We start from the raw sequence: 20,653 nt of genomic DNA, 5'->3' as shown, positions 1-20,653 counted from the left end.
CCCGAGTTCACCACCGAGAGCGGCGCAGTGACTGACGCACTGCGGCGAAAGATCCGGCGCAACTCTGCCTATTTCAGCACGCATATTCTGCATTAGGACGGGAAAACATACCCGCCGGACGTCCCCTCGAAGGGGGAGAAGTGATTTCTCTCGAATGCCCGACACTTTTGCGGACTGAACGTTCACACCACGCGACGCAAAGCTATGCAGTGGAGGCTTGGGAAACAGCCCCAAGAACGGGCAGTGCCGCTCCGCATCGCGAGCCTATGGATGCGCCCCGTCAACTTATGTACAACGGAACTCAACAACTTCCCTCACATGATTTAAGAGACGTCGGCATGCGCCACCCGGAACTTCAATATCTCGACTTACTGTCCCACGTTCTTGAGAATGGGGACGAGCGCGTTGATCGCACCGGCGTCGGCACGCGCTCCGTCTTTGGCGCGATGTTGCGCTTCGATCTTTCAAATGGGACCGTTCCGATCCTCACGACCAAGCGTGTGTATTGGAAAACCGCCGTGAAAGAGATGCTCTGGTTTCTCACTGGCGGCACCAACATTCAGCCGTTGCTCAAGGACAACGTGCGCATTTGGTCCGATTGGCCCCTCGCCACCTACCGAAGGCAGACAGGCGACACCATTTCGCAAGACGCATTTGAACAGCGAATTGTTGAAGATGATGCCTTTGCGGCCCGCTGGGGTGAACTTGGGCCGGTCTATGGCAAGCAGTGGCGCCGCTGGCAGGGTCCGGACGGCAAAGAGCATGATCAAATCGCAACCTTGGTTCAAACACTGCGCGAAAACCCCACCAGCCGGAGAATGCTCTTTCATGGCTGGAATGTCGCGGAATTGGGGTCAATGGCCCTGCCGCCATGCCATATGGTTTATCAATACCACGTCACGTCCGACGGGCGATTGAATTGCCTGCTTTTTCAAAGGTCAGTCGATTTGCTGCTCGGAGCGCCTTTCAATTTTGTCGGCGCAACAGCGCTTCAGTTGATGCTTGCTCAACAATCGGACCTGCGTCCAGGCGAACTCGTTTGGGTCGGGGGAGATGCGCATCTTTATCTCAACCATCTTGAACAGGCACGAGAGCAGATAGCACGTACGCCCCGACCACTCCCATCCATGCGATTGGCCAGCAAGCCTCAAAGTATTGACGGGTATTCAATTTCTGACTTTGTGGTCGAAGGTTACGATCCACATGCAGCGATCAAAGCACCGGTCGCTGTGTAAGAGCGCCAGCATTCCGGGTTGAAATACCAACGGAAGCAGCTTTGTTGCGCGAAACGATGCAATGTGTGCATCGAAACACCTCCCCGCTTCACTTGGCAAAAGTGGAGCGGCCAACACCGCGCTCGGCATGCCTGTAGACTGCGCACGTAGGGTAATTTTTTCATGGGACAGAACGTGTCTGGGCTTCACGAGAATTGCGCAACAATGGCGCGGGGATTTCGCGCCCCTCACGCTACCCCATCCAAAAATGCTTACTTGTTCAATAAGGCCAAGCGATAGCCCAATTTCGCCCGGGTTAAGCCAAGTCGACGCGCAGCAGCCGATATATTCCCACCGGCCTCGTTCAAAGCAAGAACCTCGATCTTGGCAATTAGATCGTCTATCGGGACTCCGTGATCCAAGGTAGATTTTGTAGCCTCCCAAACAGCGTCAATGCAGTCGGCAGTCGACCTCTTGCTCGTCTCGACCGCCGACGACTGAGGCCGGGTGGAGGCTTCGTTTGTCAGAGCTTTGGCGATATCCTCCGCAGTTATTGCGGCAGGCGTCTCCGTTTTCAACGCGGCGCGGAGAATTGTCGAACGGAGTTCCGGCAAATTTCTGGGCCAAGACTGTTGTCGAATGAAATCACGTGCCTCCGGCGTGAGCTGTAGAACGAAATCATCTTGTTGGGTTCTGAGATGAGACAAGTAGATATCGCCGAACACCGCGATGTCGTCCTGCCGTGCGGCCAAGCAAGGCATTGTGACGGGCATAACGGACAGCGCGTAAAGCAGCTCAGCGCGCAGATTCTTGTCGCATTGAAGCTGAGACAAAGAACGATGTGATAGCCCGATCAACATGAAATTGTCGGGCGCGGCTCCGTCTGCCTGCATCAGGTTGACCAATTCCAACTGTGCGTCGGCGGGGAGGTCTTCCAGTGCTTCAACCACCAGAGTCTGTTCTCGCGCGCCCTTTTTGGCCAGCATTTGGCGAATGCCCCGAAGAAGCTCTGGAAGCGTGTCTGATCCGCCATGCACGCGGTGCAATTCACCGGACGCAAATCGCCTTGCCTGCAACCAGGCGGCGGCCTTGAAGCATCCTGTGCCCTGAGGTCCGGTGATGACAGTGCTTAAACCTGCCATTGCCAGCCGCTCCAGATCCCTTCGCACGGGCGCAACGATCATGTCATCCAGAACGCCGGCGGTCTGGCTGCCCTGTGTCAGGCCATTTTTGCGAATGCGGGGCGAGGTTTCGGGCCTTGTGACCAGCACTTCCTCAAGGAATGTGCGAACGAACGGGTCGTCTTTGCCCCATTCATCGACTGTTTTGCCCACAACGCGGCAGAATTTGTCGCCCATCGCCGCGCAGCTTACTTCCTTGTAAAGGATCAGCTTGCGAAAAAAAACGCTGGCATATCCGGCCGCATACCCTGTCTGCGCCCAGCAAACAGGCTTGATCGCGCGACCGTGACGCCGCGAATATTCCATCGCCTCAACCGATCCGTGCCAGAGAAAATCGCCGGAAAACCGGTCGTTCTTGAAGTCGAAATCGTTATGCAGTGTCTCGACGCGGACTGTGCCAGTGACCATGTGCAGGCGCGTTCCCGCCGTGAACGCATCGCCGATCTCAAGATTTGGCCAGGCTTGCCGGATGAACTCCGCGTCCTCACGTCCGTTTCGGTAGCCCAGGCGCAGCAGAAGAACCATCGCCTCGTGCTCGCCGTAGCGGCGAATAAGTTCGTCCTGAAGGTCGGCCGCGTAGGTCGCGCGGGACAGGACCATTCGCGCTCCATTCAGCTCGATGCTTCCGCGCGCCGGGCTGAAGGTCATTCGATCGAGCATGTCGGACAGGGTTGGGCGCCCACCCCGGTCGAGAAGGCCAAGTTCGTCAGGATGTGTTTTCATGTAGGCATTTAATCATATGATGAAGCAGTTTCATCATATACTTAAGCCGCACCGCAGAAAGGAGGCGCGACCCACCTATGCCTTGGTGATCTTGTTAACCATTTTCCTCAAGCTTTTCAGAGCATACATGCCGCGGCGAAAGCTTTCCGCAATGCAGCATCAAAAAAGGTTTTGACGATTTGTGACCCCCGCCTGTCTCCTAGGCGTCGCTCCTGAAAATGGGGGCTTAGGGAGGATCACATGAACGACCAGAAGCTGATTACCAAATTGCCAGACGAACCCCACGAAGCGATGATCCATCGCTTTGGCAAAGAGGGCGCCTTCATCCCCGGTGATGATGAGAACAACCCTTGGGTGCCCTTCGGAGAACACGCAGCCATAAAGCACTTGGCCTTTGACGTGCGCCAAAATTCGGTGGCAAACATCCTATGGGTCAAAGGCGGCGGACGCATCGGCACGCACCGCCACAGGGGTGTCGTGTCTGCGGTCACCCTGGAAGGGTCCTGGGGCTATTACGAATACGACTGGGTCGCGCGACCGGGTGATTTTGTCTACGAATTGCCAGGCACGGCCCACACGCTCTATTCAGACGATCCAAACGGCATGAAGGCCCTTTTCTGGATCAACGGCGCAATCGAGTTCTTTGACGATCAAGCGAATTTCGAGTTCACGGCGGACGTCTTCTGGTTCATCGACCATTATGTCACGCACTGCGAAGCCAACAACATCCCCGTCAACAAAGACATGTTCATCTGATCCGCAATCGGTTCAGTCAGGGAGGAATACATGTCGCTTGAGACGATGTTTGATGTGGCGGAAAAGTCCGTCATCGTGACCGGTGCGGCCTATGGGCTGGGCCGGGCCTATGCAGAGATCATGGCCGAGCGTGGGGCAAATGTCGCCCTGTTCGACCTTAATCAGCAACAACTCGACCGCACGCTGTCGGGCATCCGCGAAACCGCGCCCAAAGGCAAGGTGACCGGCACCGTGGTGGATGTGACAGACCGTACCGCGCTCCGTGCGGCATTTGACGCAACCGCCAAAGCTCAGTCGGGCATTGATGTGGTCTTTGCCAATGCCGGTGTGGACGCCGGTCCGGGATTTCTGACACCGGAGGGCGCACGCAACCCTGAAGGCCAGATCGATGCCTTGGACGACGCGCATTGGGACAAGGTGATCGGAGTCAACCTGACCTCGATCTACAACACGATGAAGCTGGCCGCCCAGCATATGAAGCAGCAGGACCGTGGCGGTGCGATCATCGCAACTTCGTCCATCGCGGCATTCTATGTCGATGGCATCGTCGGGACCCCTTATATGCCCGCGAAGGCCGGGGTCAGCCATCTGGTAAAGCAATTGGCGATGGAGCTTGGGCGATATCAGATCCGTGTGAACGCGATTTGTCCGGGCCCCTTCATCACCAATATCGCCGGGGGCCGTATGGCCAATGTCGAGGACCGGCAGGCGTTTGTCCGGTGGTCCTGCCTTGGACGCGTAGCTGAGGCGGACGAGATCAAGCCCTTGGCGCTTTATCTCGCGTCCAACGCATCGTCTTACGTCACGGGGTCGCAAATGGTGATCGACGGCGGTCTGATCCTGCGCCCGGCTCAAGAGATCGAATGAACCTCGGTCAGGCAGCGGACGCTGCCTGCCGACACGTGTCACCAACCGGGCAGGAGGAGCCCGGCGTGACGTCATCAGGGAGGAAGCCAATGACACTCGAAATCAATCCAAAATCCTACGTTGACCGGCGTTCGCTGCTCAAGGGGTTGGCCGCAGTGACCGCTGCCACAATTGCCCTGCCGCATGCGGCCCGTGCTCAAAACGCCAAGACCATCAAGATTGGCATGATCAGCCCAATGACCGGGCCGCTGTCGCTTTTTGGTGAAACCGACGAATACACGGCCGCAAAAATCATGGAATTGGTCGCCGACGGGATCGAGGTCAACGGCGAGACCTACAACATCGAAATCCTGATGCGGGACGCGCAGTCCAACCCCAACCGGGCTGCCGAATTGGCAGGTGACCTCATTCTCAACGATGAAGTGTCGCTGATGCTGCCGGCCTCGACCACGGACATCAACAACCCGACAGCGGATCAATGCGAGCTTTACGGCGTGCCGTGCATTTCATCGAACTCGCCCTGGCAGGCCTTCGTGATGCCACGGGGAGGCGCGGAAAACCCGTTCATGTGGACCTACCACTTCTTCTGGGGGCTCGAAGACGTGCTGGGTACGTTCACGGGTATGTGGCGATCCATCGACACCAATGGCAAGGTCGGCATGCTTTTCCCTCGCAATGCTGACGGTGAAACCTGGGGCAACGAAGAATACGGCCTGCCCTCTGCCGTGCGCGAAGCGGGTTTCGAGGCCTTTGCCCCATCCATGTTCGAACCAAGAACCAACGATTTCTCGGCCCAGATATCAGAGTTCAAAAACAACAACTGCGAGATCGTCGGCGGCATCACCTACGTGGCCGACCTCAAGACATTCATCACGCAGTGCAAGCAGCAAAACTACACACCCAAGGTTGTGACCGTGGCCGCGGCCCTGCTGTTCCCCTCCGGCATCGAAGCCATGGGCGACTTGGGCGAAGGCATGTCCTCCGAGGTCTGGTGGACACCGGCGTTCCCCTTCACGTCATCCTTGACCGGTCAGACAAGCCAGGAAATCGCTGAAGGCTGGGGAGAGGATACCGGCAAACAGTGGACACAGCCGCTGGGCTACTCTCATGCGCTGTGGGAAGTCATCCTCGACACGCTCAAGCGCTCCTCCGACCCGCAGGATCGCGATGCAAACCGCGAAGCTCTGGCGGCCACAAATCTGGACACGCTCGTCGGAAACATCAATTTTGCCGATGGCCCTCATCCGAACATATGCAAGACGCCTATCTTTGGCGGTCAGTGGGTCGAAGGCGAAGACTGGCCCTTCGATCTGAAGATCGTGGACAACACGCTGTATCCGGACGTGCTTGAACCGGACACGGCGATGAAACCGCTTGATTGGTCGTAAGGGCAACCCATGACTGATCAGATGCTCTTGTCGGCGCGCGGCCTGACCAAGCGTTTCGGCGCTGTCACCGTGGTGGACGACGTAACTTTCGATGTTCCACGCGGGAAGGTCCTTGGCATTCTTGGGCCCAATGGTGCGGGCAAGACGACGCTGTTCAACCTGATCAGTGGTGACCTTGCTGCAAACGGGGGGGAGTTGTCTTTGGACGGCTCCCTGCTCTCCGCTGAACCGCCCTACAAACGCTGCCAGCGCGGCATAGGACGCACCTATCAGGTGCCTCAGCCGTTTGGCGACATGACGGCGTTCGAAAACCTCATGGTGCCCGCAATGATGAGCGCCAAGATGAGCGAGGCGGACGCCAGCGAACATGCCGCCGAGGTTTTGCGCGACTGCGGGCTGCTTGCGCGTGCCAACAATCGCGCCGGCGGCCTGACGTTGCTTGATCGGAAACGTCTGGAACTGGCGCGGGCGCTGGCGGGCAAGCCCAAACTGCTGCTGCTCGATGAAATCGCGGGCGGCCTGACCGAGGCAGAGGGCGCAGAACTCGTGTCGCTCGTCCGGCGTGTGCGTGACCGCGGCGTGACGATTCTCTGGATTGAACACGTTCTGCACGCCCTGATGGCAGTCGCGGACAGCGTTCTGGTGTTGAACTTCGGCAAGAAGATCGCCGAGGGCAGCCCCGACACGGTGATGCAGAACTCCGAGGTTCAGCGCGTTTACATGGGGATCGAAGCATGACTGACACACCCATCCTGTCGACCCACGGCATGACCGGGGGATACGGCGACTTTCAGGCGCTTTTCGGCATCGACCTGCACCTTATGCCCGGCGAAGTCATTTCGCTGATCGGTGCCAACGGGGCGGGTAAATCCACCTTTCTCAAGTCAATCTTCGGGCTGTTGCCCGTGGACCAGGAGATGGTCCGGTATGAAGGTGCGGCCGTTGGCGGCACACCGGCGCACAAGATGGTCGGACGCGGACTGGCCATGGTACCGGAGGGGCGCAGACTGTTCGTCGGCATGACTGTCGAAGAAAACATGCGTGTCGCCATCGACCATGCACGGCTTCCCGAAAGCGAAGGGCAATGGACACGGAACCGCTTGTTCGAGCTGTTTCCGATCCTTGGAGAGAAACGCAATCAGCCCATCGAAGACCTGTCGGGCGGGCAACAGCAGATGGTTGCCATATCGCGCGCGCTGCTCTGCCAGCCCAAGGTGCTTTTGTGCGACGAAATCAGTCTTGGCCTCGCGCCCAAGGTGATCCGAGAAATCTATGCCGTGTTGCCGGAAATCCTTTCGGGGGGCACGTCCATCGTCCTCGTAGAGCAGGATGTGACACTGGCCCGTGAGGCCTCCAACCGGCTGTACTGCATGTTGGAAGGGCGGATCACCCTGACCGGCAATTCCAATGAAATCTCCCGCGACGACATCGCCGCGGCCTACTTCGGAGCGTCCAATGCAATGGCTTGATGCAATTGTCCAAGGGGTGCTTTTGGGCGGCATGTATGCGCAATACGCCCTTGGCATGGCCCTTATGTTCGGTGTTATGCGGATCGTGAACATTGCCCATGGCGACGTGATGATCCTGTTATCCTTGATCGCGGTGTCCTTGGCGGGGGTTCTTCCACTTGGCAATATCGGACTGGTTCTGGTGATCGTGCCCATCGCCGTTGCCCTTGGCTGGCTTTTGCAAAAGTTCATCCTGAACCGAGTGGTCGGGGCGGACCCCCTGCCCTCGTTGATCGCGACGTTCGGCCTGTCGATCGCATTGCAAAACCTGATGTTGGAAATCTGGTCTGCGGATACACGCAGCCTGCCAAATTCCGATATCGCAAGTGCAAGCTTTCAGATCGGGCCGATCTACCTTGGCCTGCTTCCGGTGATCGTCCTGCTCTGCGCCTTCTGCCTCACCGGCGGACTGGATGCCGTTCTGCGCTATACCCGGTTCGGGCGCGGCCTGCGGGCAGCTGCAGCAGATACCGAGGCCGCTGCCATGACCGGCGTCGATCCCAAACGCATCTACGCGACGGCGACTGCGATTGCCGTGGGCATCCTGGGCCTTGCTGCCATCTTTGCGGCGCTTCGGGCGACTGTCTCACCCTCGGACGGGTCAGCGCAACTGATCTACGCCTTCGAAGCCGTCATCATCGGTGGCATGGGCTCTGTCTGGGGCGCGTTCATCGGATCAATGGTGCTGGGTGTCGCGCAGGCCGTGGGTCTGCGGATTGATCCGGGTCTTGGAATTCTCTTCGGCCATCTGGTGTTCCTTCTGGTGCTCGCAACGCGCCCCGAAGGCATCATGGCGCGCAAGAAGTAAGGGCGAAAAATGACCACAATTCATCATACGCGCGTCCAACGCGCGACCCTGTCCAGCCGGATTGCCATGAGCATCGGCATCGTGGCGCTCGTGGCTCTGGTGGCGATGCCCTGGTGGGCGACGTCGGGCAACATTCGCTGGGCGATCGAGCTGTGTTGCTACATCGCCATCGCGCAGATGTGGAACCTGCTGGCAGGCTACGCCGGTCTTGTTTCTGTCGGGCAGCAGGCCTTTATCGGTGTGGCCGGCTACATGCTTTTCGTTCTGGCGCAGAACTTTGGCGTCAATCCGTTCGTGGCGGTAATACTGTCGATGATTGCACCAGCGGTTCTGGCGGTGCCCACCTATTTCCTGCTGCGGCGGCTCGATGGTCCCTATTTCGCCATCGGCACATGGGTCGTGGCAGAGGCCGTGCGTCTGGCCACCTCGAACATCGACTATGTGAATGCGGGGGCCGGCATGACCTTGCGAGTCATGACGCAATATAGCCAACACGAACGCGAAGTCGCTTTTGTCATCCTCTGTGCCATCCTGTTGCTCGTGACCATCGGCGGCAGCTACTGGCTGCTCCGGTCCCGTCATGGACTGGCCCTGACCGCGATGCGCGACAACCCGGTCGCCGCCGCCAGCCAAGGTGTCAATGTCGGCAAGCTGCGGTTCTATATCTTCGTTGCAGCCGCGGTGGGCACTGGGTTCGCCGGCGCAATTTACTACATGGCGCAATTGCGCATTACGCCGTCGGCAGGCTTCGATCCGTTCTGGGCCTCGATGGCGATCTTCATCGTCATGGTCGGCGGGATCGGCTCCATCGAAGGGGCCATCATCGGCGCTCTGATCTACTTCTTTGCAGACCGGCTGTTCGGCGAATTCGGTTCTGCGTATCTCATCGTGCTTGGCCTGCTCACACTGATCATCGCCCTCTATGCCAGAGGCGGCGTCTGGGGACTGCAGCAAAAGCTCGGGGACCATCCATGGTTCCCGGTCCGCCGAAAACTGATCGTGGAGGACATCTCATGAAGGCCGCAATTTTCGACGCATTTGGAAAACCACTCCGCATCGGCAGCGTCGATAAGCCCGAGGCTGGCCGGGGTCAGGTTTTGCTCAAGATCTGCCGCTGCGGCATCTGCGGATCGGATCTGCACATGACCGAAGACCCGACCTTCGGTCTGAAAGGCGGCGAAGTCATCGGCCATGAATTTTCCGGCGAGGTCATCGATGTCGGCTCTGGCGTCACCCACCTGAAACCCGGTGATCAGGTCTCGGCGGCGCCACTTCGCGGCTGCGGCTCTTGCCCTTCATGCAAGCGCGGCGAGCCCGCGTGGTGTTCGGACTTCACCTTGATCGGCGGTGGGTATGCCGAGTTCGCCGCCTTGGACGAGTTGCAATGCCGGAAGCTGCCATGGGGTATTTCCGCCATCGACGGAGCCCTTGCAGAACCGCTCAGCGTGGCGCTGCATGGCATCCTCAGGGCCGGGATGACGCCCGGCGCCCGCGTGCTCATCGTCGGCGCGGGCGCCATCGGCTTGGCTGTCGCATATTGGGCCCGACGCATGGGGGCCGCACATGTTGTTGTCGCGGATCTGCACGACCATCAACGTGATCGTGCCATGGATCTGGGGGCAACTGACTTTGTTCTGTCGGGCGAAGACATGGCCCGCCGTGTGACCGAAAGCTGTGGCGGTGACGCGCCTGAAATTGTCTTTGAGTGTGTCGGAAAACCGGGGTTGATAGACCACTGTGTGGATCTCGTCGCGCCTCGGGGCAAGGTTCTGGTTCTGGGGCTTTGCACAGCACCCGATCACATGAACAGTTTCCGCGCGATCTCGAAGGAGGTCGAGATCGTGATGTCGGTTTTCTTCACGATGCCGGAATTTGAAATGGCGATCCGGGCTTTGGACGGTGGCAAATACACGCCGCATCACTTGATTTCCGACGACATCAACCTGATCGCGATGCCTGACGCGTTCGAAGCGCTGAGATCTCGCACGAGCCAGTGCAAGGTCATGGTTGATCCGAGTGCGGCTGAAACAACAAAGCTATAGCCGTTTCCCGAGCGGGGCTTTTGGCGTTGTCGAGACCGCCCATGCCCGCAATCTTGGTGATGTTTGCATCGACGCTCTTTGCACGTACCCCGATGCGTTACCCGTGATTTTCATTTCACGTTGTGGCGTGTCGTTACACGCAGATATCAGTTGCAGCCGTGACGGTATGCGTGGGCGGCGCGCTTCGATGAGGATCTTGTTCTCGAATGGTGCCCTCCATACCCGCGAGCGAACTTGTCATCAGACCTGGAAATCAAACAGCCATAATCACCTTGCGGCGAGGGCACAGATCCTCAATGGTCTGTGCCCTCTGAACGGCCCGAGTTACACTGTTAAGGTCCGATCGTCAGCCTTGGGTCTTGCGCAGCCAGGCTGACATGATTTTCAGCTTTTCCACGCTGTCTTCGCAATATTCCATCGCGCGAAGATACCCGTGGATCAGCCCCTCCCCGCTGTCAGTTTCGACAGGCACACCGGCGGATTTCAGCGCCTCGGCGTACGCCAGGCCGCTGTCGCGCAGCGGATCGTTCTGAGCCACGGCGATGTAGGCAGGTGGTAGGCCCGCATGGCTGTCCGCGGCCAACGGGGCAATCCTAGGGTCGGAATTCAGCTGCTCCACGTCATCGCAATAAAGCGCGTTCGTGGCCGCCATACCAGAGACCATCAGAAGCGGGCCCTCGGCGTTTTGCTCATAGGAGGGTCGCGACCGGTCAAAATCACACGCCGGATAGATCAACAACTGTGCGCAGAGCGGGATACCCTCGTCCCGGCATGTCAGGGCTACAGCAGCCGCAAGGTTTCCCCCGGCGCTGTCCCCGCCAATGGACACGCGGTTCGCATCGACACCCAGCGTCGCGGCCTCTGCATGGACCCATTTCGCTACCGCGAGCACCTGCTGGAAGGCCTTCGGGAAAGGTTGCTCCGGGGCGAGGGCGTAATCGACCGATATCACAGTCTGCTTGTTCCACGCCGCAATCCGCGCGGTGATGTCCCAGTGGGTTTCCGGGCTCCCCTGCATCCAGGCGCCGCCGTGCATGTAGATCAGGGCCGGTTGCACACCGCCGTCGGAATGGCGGAAAATCCGCACACGCACCGGGCCTCCCTCACTTTCAACCCAGTGTTCTTCATCAGTTTCCACGTCCGAAGGTGTCGGCAAACGCATGTCCTGAGCAACGCCTTCGAAATGCTGCCGCCTATCTGCCGGGGTCGCCCCGGGCGCAAGCGTTGCCCATTTCGCGTCCCAAACCTCTAGAAATTGAGAAATCTGCGGATTTATCATTCTTGTCTCCTCCTTCGCTCTTGGCAGAGCAATTCCGGCGGACAGGCCCGGCCTCATGACAAGGCCAAGAATCATGTCCCCCACATGACGGCGCAGCATTTGCTGACCGTGTTCCGTAAAAAGGTCGCCCCCGAAAACACGCGAGAATGTCGCGCGATTGGAGACATCGAAAATTGAAACGGCCGAGATGTGCCATTGCAGCTCCAGCGTCGTCAGGCCGCGACGGAAACCGCCTGCTTCGACGCCGCGGCGGCAGATATCCTCCAAAAGCAGGATGACGGAACTGTTCTGCCACGACATGGCGGCCCCAGAGGCCATGTGTGCGCCGTCGTGAATGCTCTCGATCATCACCAGTCGTACAAAGCCCAGTGAACGACGATGATGCTCGAAGGTAAATTCCGCCAGCTGCCGGAGCGCCGATACCGGATGGAGCGCGCCGAGATCCAACGCGGCTTCTCCCTTCCGCATACGGAAATAGGCATCCTTCAAAACCGTGATAGAGGCCTTTTTTGTCCTTGAAATAGTAAAAGAGCATGCACTTCGAGGTGCGTGTATGCGCCGCGATCTCTTCCATGCATGCGCTGGAAAGATCGTGCCGGGCAAAGATCTCCTGGGCCGTCTGCACTATGCTCTCGCGCACCGCTTCGGGGTTTTGCGTCCAGCCGCCGCGTTGCGGATTGTCCACTTCCTCCCTGGCCATGCTTGACATCCCTCCACCACCACCGGTCACGCATACCAATCCAAATTGATCCCTGCCGCAGCGCGTCCAAGCCCGTGATTGGGCACCAACGCCTCCACATTTAACCAGCACGAACAAAACGTTGACTCAATTAACCATTTAGAACAATATCGCGTCAAGTGGCCAGAAGGTCATTGGGAAAGATGTTGGATATAGCGGCACAAATGACTGAAACCATTGATCATTCCGCGACCGCAGGCTGTCAGATCGGGCTTTTGGGCGACGGCATTTCCGCATCGCGAACGCCAAGCATGCACCTGGCCGCTGCTCAGGCAATGGGGCTCCCCTACAGCTATAGCCTTATCGATCCGCGCTCGCGCACCCTACCCGAGGACGTGGGAGAGATCCTGTCCCGGCTCGAAGCCGAGGGCTTCAACGGCATCAACGTGACCTATCCGTACAAGCGCGCCGTGATCCCGTATCTTGATCAGATATCGGAGGCCGCGCGAAAGGTCGGCGCGGTCAACACCATCCTTTTCCGGGATGGAAAACGCCTCGGCCACAACACAGATCACTGGGGCTTTGCAGAAAGCATGCGGCGGGGCCTGCCTGATGCGCGCATGGACCGCGTTCTGCTGCTTGGCGCCGGAGGGGCCGGTGGCGCTGTCGCACACGCGCTGCTGGATGGTGGCGCCGGGCACTTGGCGGTGCGGGACGTGAACGCTGGCGTGGCGAATGATCTTGTCGACCGTCTGAACGATCACTACGGCTCCGGCCGGGCCAGCGTTGTCACGGATGTCTTCGACGGCACGGCACGTGCAAATGGCGTGGTCAATGCGTCACCCGTGGGGATGCGCAAGATGCCGGGCCTTCCGCTTCCCGCAAAGGCTCTGCGCCATGATTTATGGGTCGCGGATATCGTCTACTTTCCATTGGAGACCGAGTTGCTCGCGACTGCGCGCGCGCTCGGCTGCGCAGTTTTGCCGGGTTCTGGCATGGCGCTTTATCAGGCCATCAGAGCCTTCGAGCTGTTTTCGGGTCGCAAGCCCGAGATAGGTCGGATGCGGGAGGCATTCGACGCTTTCGACTGAGGCGGGAGGACGCCTCATGTTTTCTCAGGGAGGAGAAACAAGACATGAAGAAATTAAAAAGGGTCGCCGCGCAGGCTTCGGCGCTGGCACTGGTTGCCAGCCTCGGAGCAGGATCCGCGATGGCACAGGACACGGTCGAACTGATCTACTCCGACACTGTTCAGGAAACGGATCGCCGCAGTTCAATCCTGAAAGAGCACTTTTCCGGATGCCTGGGCGATGGCTTTGCCTTCAAGCCCTATTTCGGCGCCACCCTCTTTAAGCAGGGCACAGAACTGACGGCGATGCAGCGCGGCAATCTGGACATGGCGGCGCTGGCCATCTTTGACTTCTACAATCAGGTGCCGGAGGCGTCCATTCTGGGAACGGCCTACCTGTGGCGCGACTACGACCACATGCGCAAGACCTATGACTCCGGCGTCATGGACGAGCTGATCGCAGATATGGAAGAGGCCACGCAACTCAAGATCCTTGCCTTCCCCTATATCGGCACTCGGCACGTCAACATACGCGGCGACAAGAAGGTGATGACACCTGCGGATCTTGAGGGTGTGAAACTGCGGATGCCCGGCGGCGAAGGCTGGCAGTTCGTGGGCGAAGCGCTTGGCGCGAGCCCCACGCCGATGGCCTTCACCGAAGTGTATACCGCGCTTCAGACCGGTGCCGTGGATGGGCAGGACAATCCGCTGCCCGCCGACAAGCAGATGAAATTCTATGAGGTGACGGACCAGATCATTCTGACCGGCCACCTGATCTCGAACAACGTTTTCTCAATGTCCCGAAGCAAGTGGGACAGCATGACGGCGGACCAGCAAGGCAAGGTCGAAGAGTGTGCTCGCGAGTTCCAGGACGCGATGGACGAGGACACGATCCAGCAAGAGAGCGAGCTGATCGCCTTCTTCGAGGGAGAGGGACTCGATGTATATGAGCCGGACAAGGAAGCCTTCCGCACCCATGTGCTGGACGTCTTTGAGAATTCTAGGTTCTCGGCAGACTGGCCCGAAGGGGTTCTGGACAAGATCAACGGCCTGTAAAAAGGCCGCGCCGGGTCTGGAGCCACTCCACCGGACCCGGCCCAACAGGAGACGAGGGCTGAATGAACCGCCTGCGCACCATTTTTGACTGGCTCGGCAAACGCGCCGAGAACTTTCTGGCACTGATCCTGGGGGCGCTCTTCGTGAGCTTCCTGATCCAGATTGTCTTCCGCTACCTGCTGAATCTGCCGCTGGGCTGGACGGTGGAGTTCGTGTCTATCGCCTGGCTCTGGGGCATCCTGTTCGGCTACGCCTTTGTGGTGCGGGAGGCAGACGTGATCCGGCTGGACATCATTTATGCGGCCCTGCCGCGTAACGCTCGCCGCGCATTGGACGTGCTCACTGGAACGATTTGTGCCGGTATCTTCATCTGGACGCTGCCGTATGTGTGGGACTACATCACTTTCATGGCGATCGAAAAGACCGCCTACATGAAGATCCGTTTCGACTACGTCTTCGCGATTTACATCGCCTTCGCCCTATCCGTCATCCTGCGCTGCGGTATCACCGTCTGGCGCGGGATCACCGGTGCCGGACCGGCCTTCGACACCTCCAAATCCGCAGGCACTCACGACTATGACTGATCCATTTACCGTCGCGATCTTGCTGATCGCCTTCCTCGCCTTCGGCGGGCTCTCGATGGGCCTCGCCATGATCTGCGGATCGTCCATCTACCTGATCATGAAGGGCTTCGACCCGTCCATCGCCTCGGAGACATTGTTGCAGGGGCTTTTCAACAGCTACACGTTGCTGGCGATCCCACTGTTCATCCTGGCCGCCGACATCATGAATATCGGCTCGCTCGCGGACCGCCTCCTGCGCTTCAGCCAGGCACTCGTGGGCCGGTTCAAGGGCGGTCTGGGGCACGTGAACGTGGTCTCCTCGCTCATCTTCTCCGGCATGTCGGGATCTGCCGTCGCAGACGCCGTAGGCATGGGGAAGATCATCATCAACATGATGACCAAGGACGGCAAGTATACGGCCTCGTACGCTGCGGCGATCACCGCCGCATCGGCCACGATCGGGCCGATCATCCCACCGTCGATCCCGATGGTCCTTTATGCCCTGGTTTCCGACCAATCGGTCGGGTTTCTCTTTGCGGCTGGCATGGCGCCCGGTCTGCTCATGGGCGCGGTCTTGATGATCATGAACCTGGTCATCGCACACCGGCGCGGCTTTGAAACCGACGAGGCCATTCCACTGCGGGAGATGCCCGGCGTCACCTTCCGCGCCATCCCGGCATTGCTGCTGCCGGTGATCCTGCTGGGTGGGATCTACGGCGGTGTCATGACGCCAACAGAAGCTGCTGCCGTCGCCGCCTTCTACGCGTTGTCAATCTCCGTGATCTTCTACCGCTCCGTCTCGGCCGGGCAGTTCTACCAGACCCTGCTGGCTTCGGCGCGCTCCACCGCGACCGTCGGTATCCTGATTGCCGGCGCCCTGACCTTTCAGTACGTGGTCACGCGGGAGAACGTCCCGGACAGCCTTGCGGCCTTTCTGGGCCAGTACGAACTGTCACAGGTTGGCTTCCTGTTGGCGATCAACGCCCTTTTCCTGGTGCTTGGCTGCATCCTTGAATCCGGTGCCATCCTGCTGATCATCGTGCCGATCTTCATTCCAACGGCGCAATCGCTTGGCATCGACCTGGTGCACTTCGGGGTGATCTGCGTGGTCAACGCCATGCTGGGTCTCATCACGCCGCCCTACGGCCTGTTGCTGTTTATCGTGTCCTCCATAACGAAGGCCCCATTGGGCAAGATCATACGCGACCTGCTGCCCTTCCTGCTGGCGCTGTTCACTGCCCTGATGATCATCACCTTCGTGCCGGACTTTGTTCTCTGGCTCCCGCGTCTTCTTGGCTACAAAGGGTAATCTGATGCGCAAACCAATCATCGAATGCGTGCAGAAGGTCGCGGCCCAACTGGGGGAAACCCCGCTCTGGGATACAAAGCGCAATTGCCTGACCTGGATCGACATCGAGCAGCCCACGTACTGGACGCTCGATCCGCAGACCGGGGCAACCAGCGCGCTCAAGCAACCGGGGACCTACCTTGGCAGTCAGGCGCTCACCCGGTCCGGCGATGTCCTGATCTCCCGCGACCTCGAACTGGTGCGCCTTGATCCTGAAAGCGGACGCACAACGCCTTTCTCCACGACACCGGATGAAGCCATGCCCGCCACGCGCCTGAATGACGGCCGTGTCGATCCGCAAGGGCGGCTCTGGATCGGGACAATGGACAATGGCCTAAAGGACGGCCTGGGTGCGCTCTACCTGGTGACCCCGGACGGGGTGATGACGCGGATGCTAGACGACGTGGTGGTCTCCAACGGGATCGCTTTCGATCCGGACGGCCGGCACATGTACTTCACCGACACCCGCCGGCATGTCACCTTCCGCCTGTCGCTCAGCGCGGACGCAAACGCAATCACAAGTCAGGAGGTATTTGCCGACTACTCCGCCAGCGGAGACCGCCCTGACGGTGCCTGTGTCGATGCTGACGGCTGTTTATGGCAGGCCTTTTTCGCCGGTGGCAAAGTCGTTCGCTACGCACCAGACGGACGTATCGACCGCGAGATCTCCCTGCCGGTCACGAACCCGACCTGCCTGTGCTTCGGCGGGCCGGACATGAAGACCCTTTTCGTGACCTCGGCCTTCAAGTTCCTGAGCCCCGAGCGCCTTGCGGCAGAACCCCTTGCCGGAAGCGTGTTCGCCATCGAAGGCGCCGGCCAAGGCGTGCCCGAAACCCTATTTTCAATCTGACACCCCGGAGGACTTAATGTTTCATACACGTATCAAGACCCTGACCGCCGCCCTGGCGGTCGCAGCCCTTGGCTCCATGGCCAGCGCGCAAGAGATCGACCTGATCTTCTCTGATGTGAACCCGCCGGATGTTCCACGGTCCAAGGCGATGGTCGACATCTTCGCCGCAGAACTGGGCGACGAGTTCAACTTCCAGCCCTATTTCAGCGCCACATTGATGAAGCAGGGCACAGAGCTTGTGGGCATGCAGCGCGGCAACATCAACATGGCGGGTCTGCCGCCCTCAGATCTGGCGCAGCAGGCGCCTGAGTTCGACATTCTGGGCGCAGCCTACGTCGTGCGCGACCAGGCACATCTGAAGGCGATCTTCGACAGCGACGTGGGTGAGCAACTCAGGGAAATCGCCCGCGAAAAGCTGAAAGTCGAGATCCTTGGAAGCTTCTATTACGGCACCCGCCAAGTGAACCTCAAAGGCGACGCCGAGATCATGACGCCCGAGGATATGTCCGGCATAAAGCTGCGGATGCCCGGCGGAGAAAGCTGGCAGTTCCTCGGCAAGGCTCTTGGCGCAAACCCGGTGCCGATCCCCTACACGGAACTTTACACGGCCCTGCAATCCGGCGTGGTCGACGGCCAGGACAATCCCCTGCCCAACGACAAAGCAATGAAGTTCTACGAGGTCACCGACCAGATCGTGATGACCAATCACAACGTGGGCTTCGGGATGCTGCTGGTGTCCTCACAGCTCTGGAATGACCTTACACCGGAACAGCAAACCGCGATGCAAGCCGCTGCTGACAAGGCCACAGCCTGGTCCGATGAGCAGTACCTCGCCCAAGAAGCCGAACTGATCGACTTCTTCAAGGGTGAAGGTCTGAAGGTTTACGAACCCGATCTGGCGGCCTTCCAGTCGTATGCGCAGGAACAGTACCTGAACTCTGCGCTTTCGGACTCCTGGCCTGAAGGCATGCTCGAAGCAATCAACGAGCTCTGAGCTCCTGCCCTAAATCCGCGCCCCGGCACAGGGGGCGCGGGCCCGATGGTCTGATCGGGTGGGATCTGCGCAAGCAATTCCGGCAGCATCGGGGCATCCATTGCCCGGCAGGCGCATGCGCAGCATGCTGCCGAGAGGGACCGACATGCTTGCGTGCGTTTCATTCGCCTTCACCCTTGGATTTGATGCCGGTGCGATCAATCAAGCGGTTCAGCGGGTCGGTTCCGCCACGGTACGGAAGGCTGACTTTCAGAGTCTTCTGACGCCGACATAGCGTGCTGTAGTCCGGGACCGACCAGTCCAATCCGATCAGCCTCAACAGGCTTTCCACGAAGCCCGCGGTTTGCCGCAACGGCAGGCCAAACAGGATTTTCAGCGTAAGGCAGGTCTGGATCGCAGCATCGCTAGATTGCTTCTGTCGCCCGCGCTTACCACCGGGACGCGGCACTCAGATCATGCCCGGATCGAACCAGACCGATAGTGACCCACGCTGCTTCAACGCGCTCGCCATTGTGCTCGAACCAATGGCGCATCAATGGCTCGCTGTACGAAGGCCAAGTCATGATCTTGTATTTCGTAGGGGACCAACTGCTCATCCCACCCAGCTATCATGCTGGTTTCACACAGTGAATCCCTCACCTGATTTGTGCAACAAAGCTTCGCAAGCATGATGTCAGCGATGCGACCTTTTACAAATGGCGATCCAAATATGCCGGCATGGAAGTTTCTGATGCGATGAAACTGAAGGCGTTTGAAGCCGAGAATACCAAGCTGAAGAAGCTGTTAGCTGAACAGATGATGGATGTATCGACGCTTAGGGAAATGCTGGGAATAAATTTGAGGCCCGGCCCACGCAGAAACACCGTGACTTGGGCCCATGACAGAGAAGCGATACAATAAGAAACGCGCCTGTGCGTTGGCTGGAATTGATCCACGGGTCTATCGACGTGTGTCGAAGAGGTCAGCGGATACGGAGTTGCGTGGTCGATTGAAAGAGCTGTCGTCTGAACGGCGACGCTTTGGCTATCGTCGGCTGCATATACTGCTGAAGCGCGAAGGCTGGCATGTGAACTGGAAGAAGCTGTATCGGAACTACTGCGAAAAACGGTAACCGTTCATAAACGCGGCGGACGCAAGCGCGCACTGGGCACCAGAACGCCCTTGGCGATCCCGCAGGTGCCGAACCAGCTTTGGAGCTTGGACTTCGTGTCTGACAGCCTGTCCTGCGGGTGCCGGTTCCGCTTTCTGAACGTCATCGCCGACTTCAGCCGGGGAGATGTCTGGCTGCAGTGGTCGATACATCATTGTCAGGTGAACGTGTTGCTCGTTAGTTGGATCGTATCGCCGAGATGCGTGGGTATCCTTGCATGGTGGTCTCGTACAACGGCACCGAACTGACTTCCAATGCAATCTTGAACTGGCAGGAAGACCGCAAGGCCGACTGGCGCTATGTCGCGCCCGGCAAGCCAGTGCAGAACGGTTTGGTGGCAAGCTTCAACGGGCGGATGCACCCCTCTCGGCGGATTGCTTAGCAATCGCCTGCCGGGCAATGGACGAATGCTTGAATGAAAATCTTTTCGACAGCCCGCGCCATACCCGCGCATTGGTGGCGGAATGCGTACAGACTTCAACCATCACCGACCACAATCCCGCCTCGCTGGTATGACACCAGCAGGATATGTCAACCGTTCAATGAAGGACCGCAACCTGAACAGAGCTAACCTAAAATAGCGGACTCAAAGGGGAGCAAGTCATCCTGCTCCCGTATTGGAGTAAGCAAATATAGGGACCATAAGAGCGGCGTGGAATAGACTCGATAGAGGCCCTTTGTAAAACTTACGGGCATTCGAAGTATTGAATTTTTGAGATTTTGAACACAGAAAAAGCGCCACAAGCTATTTGGCTTGTGGCGCTTTTTCTGTATTTGTTGGTTGCGGGAGTAGGATTTGAACCTACGACCTTCAGGTTATGAGCCTGACGAGCTACCGGGCTGCTCCATCCCGCGCCAATGGTCGGACAAGGTATAGAGAGATATCTGAGTTTACTAGGTTTGGCGGTGACCTACTCTCCCACGTCTTGAGACGCAGTACCATTGGCGCGGTGGCACTTAACGGCCAGGTTCGGAATGGGGGCTGGGTGTATTGCTCACGCTATGACCACCAAACCAAGAAAGCTCAGAAGGACGCTGCATGTATTGTATTGCAGCGCCATCAATCAACTTGGGGCCAGTATTTGGCCTTTGTGTTGTCCAGGTCTCGTACACTGATTGTTGTGTATGCTTGTGACCGAACAGGTTGGTTTGTCTTATTGACGAACCTTGCTGTTACT

General features: G+C 58.7%; 17 protein-coding genes, 1 tRNA gene, 1 rRNA gene and 3 pseudogenes. 16 read left to right on the top strand and 6 right to left on the bottom strand.

Annotated elements, in window-relative coordinates; genetic code table 11:
• Window positions 1-338 precede the first annotated feature (338 nt).
• A complete protein-coding gene (locus tag J4E08_RS20880) occupies window positions 339-1,235 on the top strand; it encodes a thymidylate synthase (RefSeq protein ID WP_349540169.1) in 897 nt (298 codons plus the stop codon).
• Between the two features lie 251 nt (window positions 1,236-1,486).
• On the opposite strand, the gene J4E08_RS20875 is transcribed toward J4E08_RS20880, so the two are convergent.
• Together J4E08_RS20875 and J4E08_RS24615 are read right to left on the bottom strand one after the other, a co-directional pair.
• Entirely contained in the window at window positions 1,487-2,701 is a 1,215-nt protein-coding gene (locus J4E08_RS20875) for a V4R domain-containing protein (RefSeq protein WP_349540130.1), read from the bottom strand.
• A 114-nt stretch (window positions 2,702-2,815) separates the two neighbouring features.
• Window positions 2,816-3,043: pseudogene (locus J4E08_RS24615) on the bottom strand (XylR N-terminal domain-containing protein); the annotation flags it as partial.
• Between the two features lie 315 nt (window positions 3,044-3,358).
• Here J4E08_RS24615 and J4E08_RS20865 point away from each other — a divergent pair.
• From J4E08_RS20865 to J4E08_RS20830, 8 genes are all read left to right on the top strand, one after another.
• Window positions 3,359-3,874, top strand: a complete 516-nt coding sequence (locus J4E08_RS20865; protein ID WP_183969369.1) for a 2,4'-dihydroxyacetophenone dioxygenase family protein — start codon at window positions 3,359-3,361, stop codon at window positions 3,872-3,874.
• Between the two features lie 30 nt (window positions 3,875-3,904).
• A complete protein-coding gene (locus tag J4E08_RS20860) occupies window positions 3,905-4,741 on the top strand; it encodes an SDR family NAD(P)-dependent oxidoreductase (protein WP_349540128.1) in 837 nt (278 codons plus the stop codon).
• Window positions 4,742-4,830: 89 nt separating this feature from the next.
• Complete coding sequence (locus J4E08_RS20855) at window positions 4,831-6,129, top strand: ABC transporter substrate-binding protein (protein WP_349540127.1); 1,299 nt, start codon at window positions 4,831-4,833, stop codon at window positions 6,127-6,129.
• A gap of 9 nt (window positions 6,130-6,138) precedes the next feature.
• Complete coding sequence (locus J4E08_RS20850; protein WP_183969364.1) at window positions 6,139-6,867, top strand: ABC transporter ATP-binding protein; 729 nt, start codon at window positions 6,139-6,141, stop codon at window positions 6,865-6,867.
• Complete coding sequence (locus J4E08_RS20845) at window positions 6,864-7,598, top strand: ABC transporter ATP-binding protein (RefSeq protein WP_349540126.1); 735 nt, start codon at window positions 6,864-6,866, stop codon at window positions 7,596-7,598. The genes J4E08_RS20850 and J4E08_RS20845 overlap by 4 nt, the downstream gene beginning before the upstream one ends.
• Window positions 7,585-8,445: a branched-chain amino acid ABC transporter permease gene (locus tag J4E08_RS20840; protein ID WP_349540125.1), complete on the top strand. Its 861-nt coding sequence runs from the start codon at window positions 7,585-7,587 to the stop codon at window positions 8,443-8,445. The genes J4E08_RS20845 and J4E08_RS20840 overlap by 14 nt, the downstream gene beginning before the upstream one ends.
• Window positions 8,446-8,454: 9 nt before the next feature.
• A complete protein-coding gene (locus J4E08_RS20835; protein WP_349540124.1) occupies window positions 8,455-9,462 on the top strand; it encodes a branched-chain amino acid ABC transporter permease in 1,008 nt (335 codons plus the stop codon).
• Window positions 9,459-10,487: a zinc-dependent alcohol dehydrogenase gene (locus J4E08_RS20830; protein WP_349540123.1), complete on the top strand. Its 1,029-nt coding sequence runs from the start codon at window positions 9,459-9,461 to the stop codon at window positions 10,485-10,487. The genes J4E08_RS20835 and J4E08_RS20830 overlap by 4 nt, the downstream gene beginning before the upstream one ends.
• Window positions 10,488-10,833: 346 nt before the next feature.
• Here J4E08_RS20830 and J4E08_RS20825 read toward each other — a convergent pair whose 3' ends face one another.
• Entirely contained in the window at window positions 10,834-12,234 is a 1,401-nt protein-coding gene (locus tag J4E08_RS20825; protein ID WP_349540122.1) for an alpha/beta hydrolase fold domain-containing protein, read from the bottom strand.
• Between the two features lie 435 nt (window positions 12,235-12,669).
• On the opposite strand from J4E08_RS20825, the gene J4E08_RS20820 reads away from it, so the two are divergent.
• The 6 genes from J4E08_RS20820 (at window position 12,670) to J4E08_RS20795 (ending at window position 18,325) form a co-directional block, all read left to right on the top strand.
• The gene (locus J4E08_RS20820) at window positions 12,670-13,536 is read left to right on the top strand and encodes a shikimate dehydrogenase (RefSeq protein ID WP_349540121.1); all 867 of its coding nucleotides are present in this window, start codon (window positions 12,670-12,672) and stop codon (window positions 13,534-13,536) included.
• A gap of 44 nt (window positions 13,537-13,580) precedes the next feature.
• The gene (gene dctP / locus J4E08_RS20815; RefSeq protein WP_349540120.1) at window positions 13,581-14,570 is read left to right on the top strand and encodes a TRAP transporter substrate-binding protein DctP; all 990 of its coding nucleotides are present in this window, start codon (window positions 13,581-13,583) and stop codon (window positions 14,568-14,570) included.
• 62 nt (window positions 14,571-14,632) lie between these two features.
• On the top strand, window positions 14,633-15,154 hold the full coding sequence (locus tag J4E08_RS20810; RefSeq protein ID WP_349540119.1) for a TRAP transporter small permease: 522 nt from the start codon (window positions 14,633-14,635) through the stop codon (window positions 15,152-15,154).
• Window positions 15,147-16,442 (top strand): TRAP transporter large permease, encoded by a 1,296-nt coding sequence (locus J4E08_RS20805; RefSeq protein ID WP_183969349.1) that lies wholly within the window; start codon window positions 15,147-15,149, stop codon window positions 16,440-16,442. The genes J4E08_RS20810 and J4E08_RS20805 overlap by 8 nt, the downstream gene beginning before the upstream one ends.
• Window positions 16,443-16,446: 4 nt before the next feature.
• A complete protein-coding gene (locus J4E08_RS20800; RefSeq protein WP_349540118.1) occupies window positions 16,447-17,331 on the top strand; it encodes an SMP-30/gluconolactonase/LRE family protein in 885 nt (294 codons plus the stop codon).
• Window positions 17,332-17,347: 16 nt separating this feature from the next.
• Window positions 17,348-18,325 (top strand): sialic acid TRAP transporter substrate-binding protein SiaP, encoded by a 978-nt coding sequence (locus J4E08_RS20795; RefSeq protein WP_349540117.1) that lies wholly within the window; start codon window positions 17,348-17,350, stop codon window positions 18,323-18,325.
• A 41-nt stretch (window positions 18,326-18,366) separates the two neighbouring features.
• On the opposite strand, the pseudogene J4E08_RS20790 reads toward J4E08_RS20795, so the two are convergent.
• Window positions 18,367-18,921 (bottom strand): annotated as a pseudogene (locus tag J4E08_RS20790) (transposase); the annotation flags it as partial.
• A 64-nt stretch (window positions 18,922-18,985) separates the two neighbouring features.
• Here J4E08_RS20790 and J4E08_RS20785 point away from each other — a divergent pair.
• Window positions 18,986-20,056 (top strand): annotated as a pseudogene (locus tag J4E08_RS20785) (IS3 family transposase); the annotation flags it as partial.
• A 197-nt stretch (window positions 20,057-20,253) separates the two neighbouring features.
• On the opposite strand, the gene J4E08_RS20780 reads toward J4E08_RS20785, so the two are convergent.
• Together J4E08_RS20780 and rrf are read right to left on the bottom strand one after the other, a co-directional pair.
• Window positions 20,254-20,330 (bottom strand) — tRNA-Met (locus tag J4E08_RS20780).
• 43 nt (window positions 20,331-20,373) lie between these two features.
• A 5S ribosomal RNA gene (gene rrf, locus J4E08_RS20775) occupies window positions 20,374-20,489 on the bottom strand.
• Window positions 20,490-20,653 lie beyond the last annotated feature (164 nt).

The organism is Sagittula sp. NFXS13, from assembly GCF_040148795.1.
Taxonomy (GTDB): domain Bacteria; phylum Pseudomonadota; class Alphaproteobacteria; order Rhodobacterales; family Rhodobacteraceae; genus Sagittula; species Sagittula marina.
The sequence above is the reverse complement of the archived record's forward strand: the minus strand, read 5'-3'. Positions and strand labels throughout refer to the sequence as shown.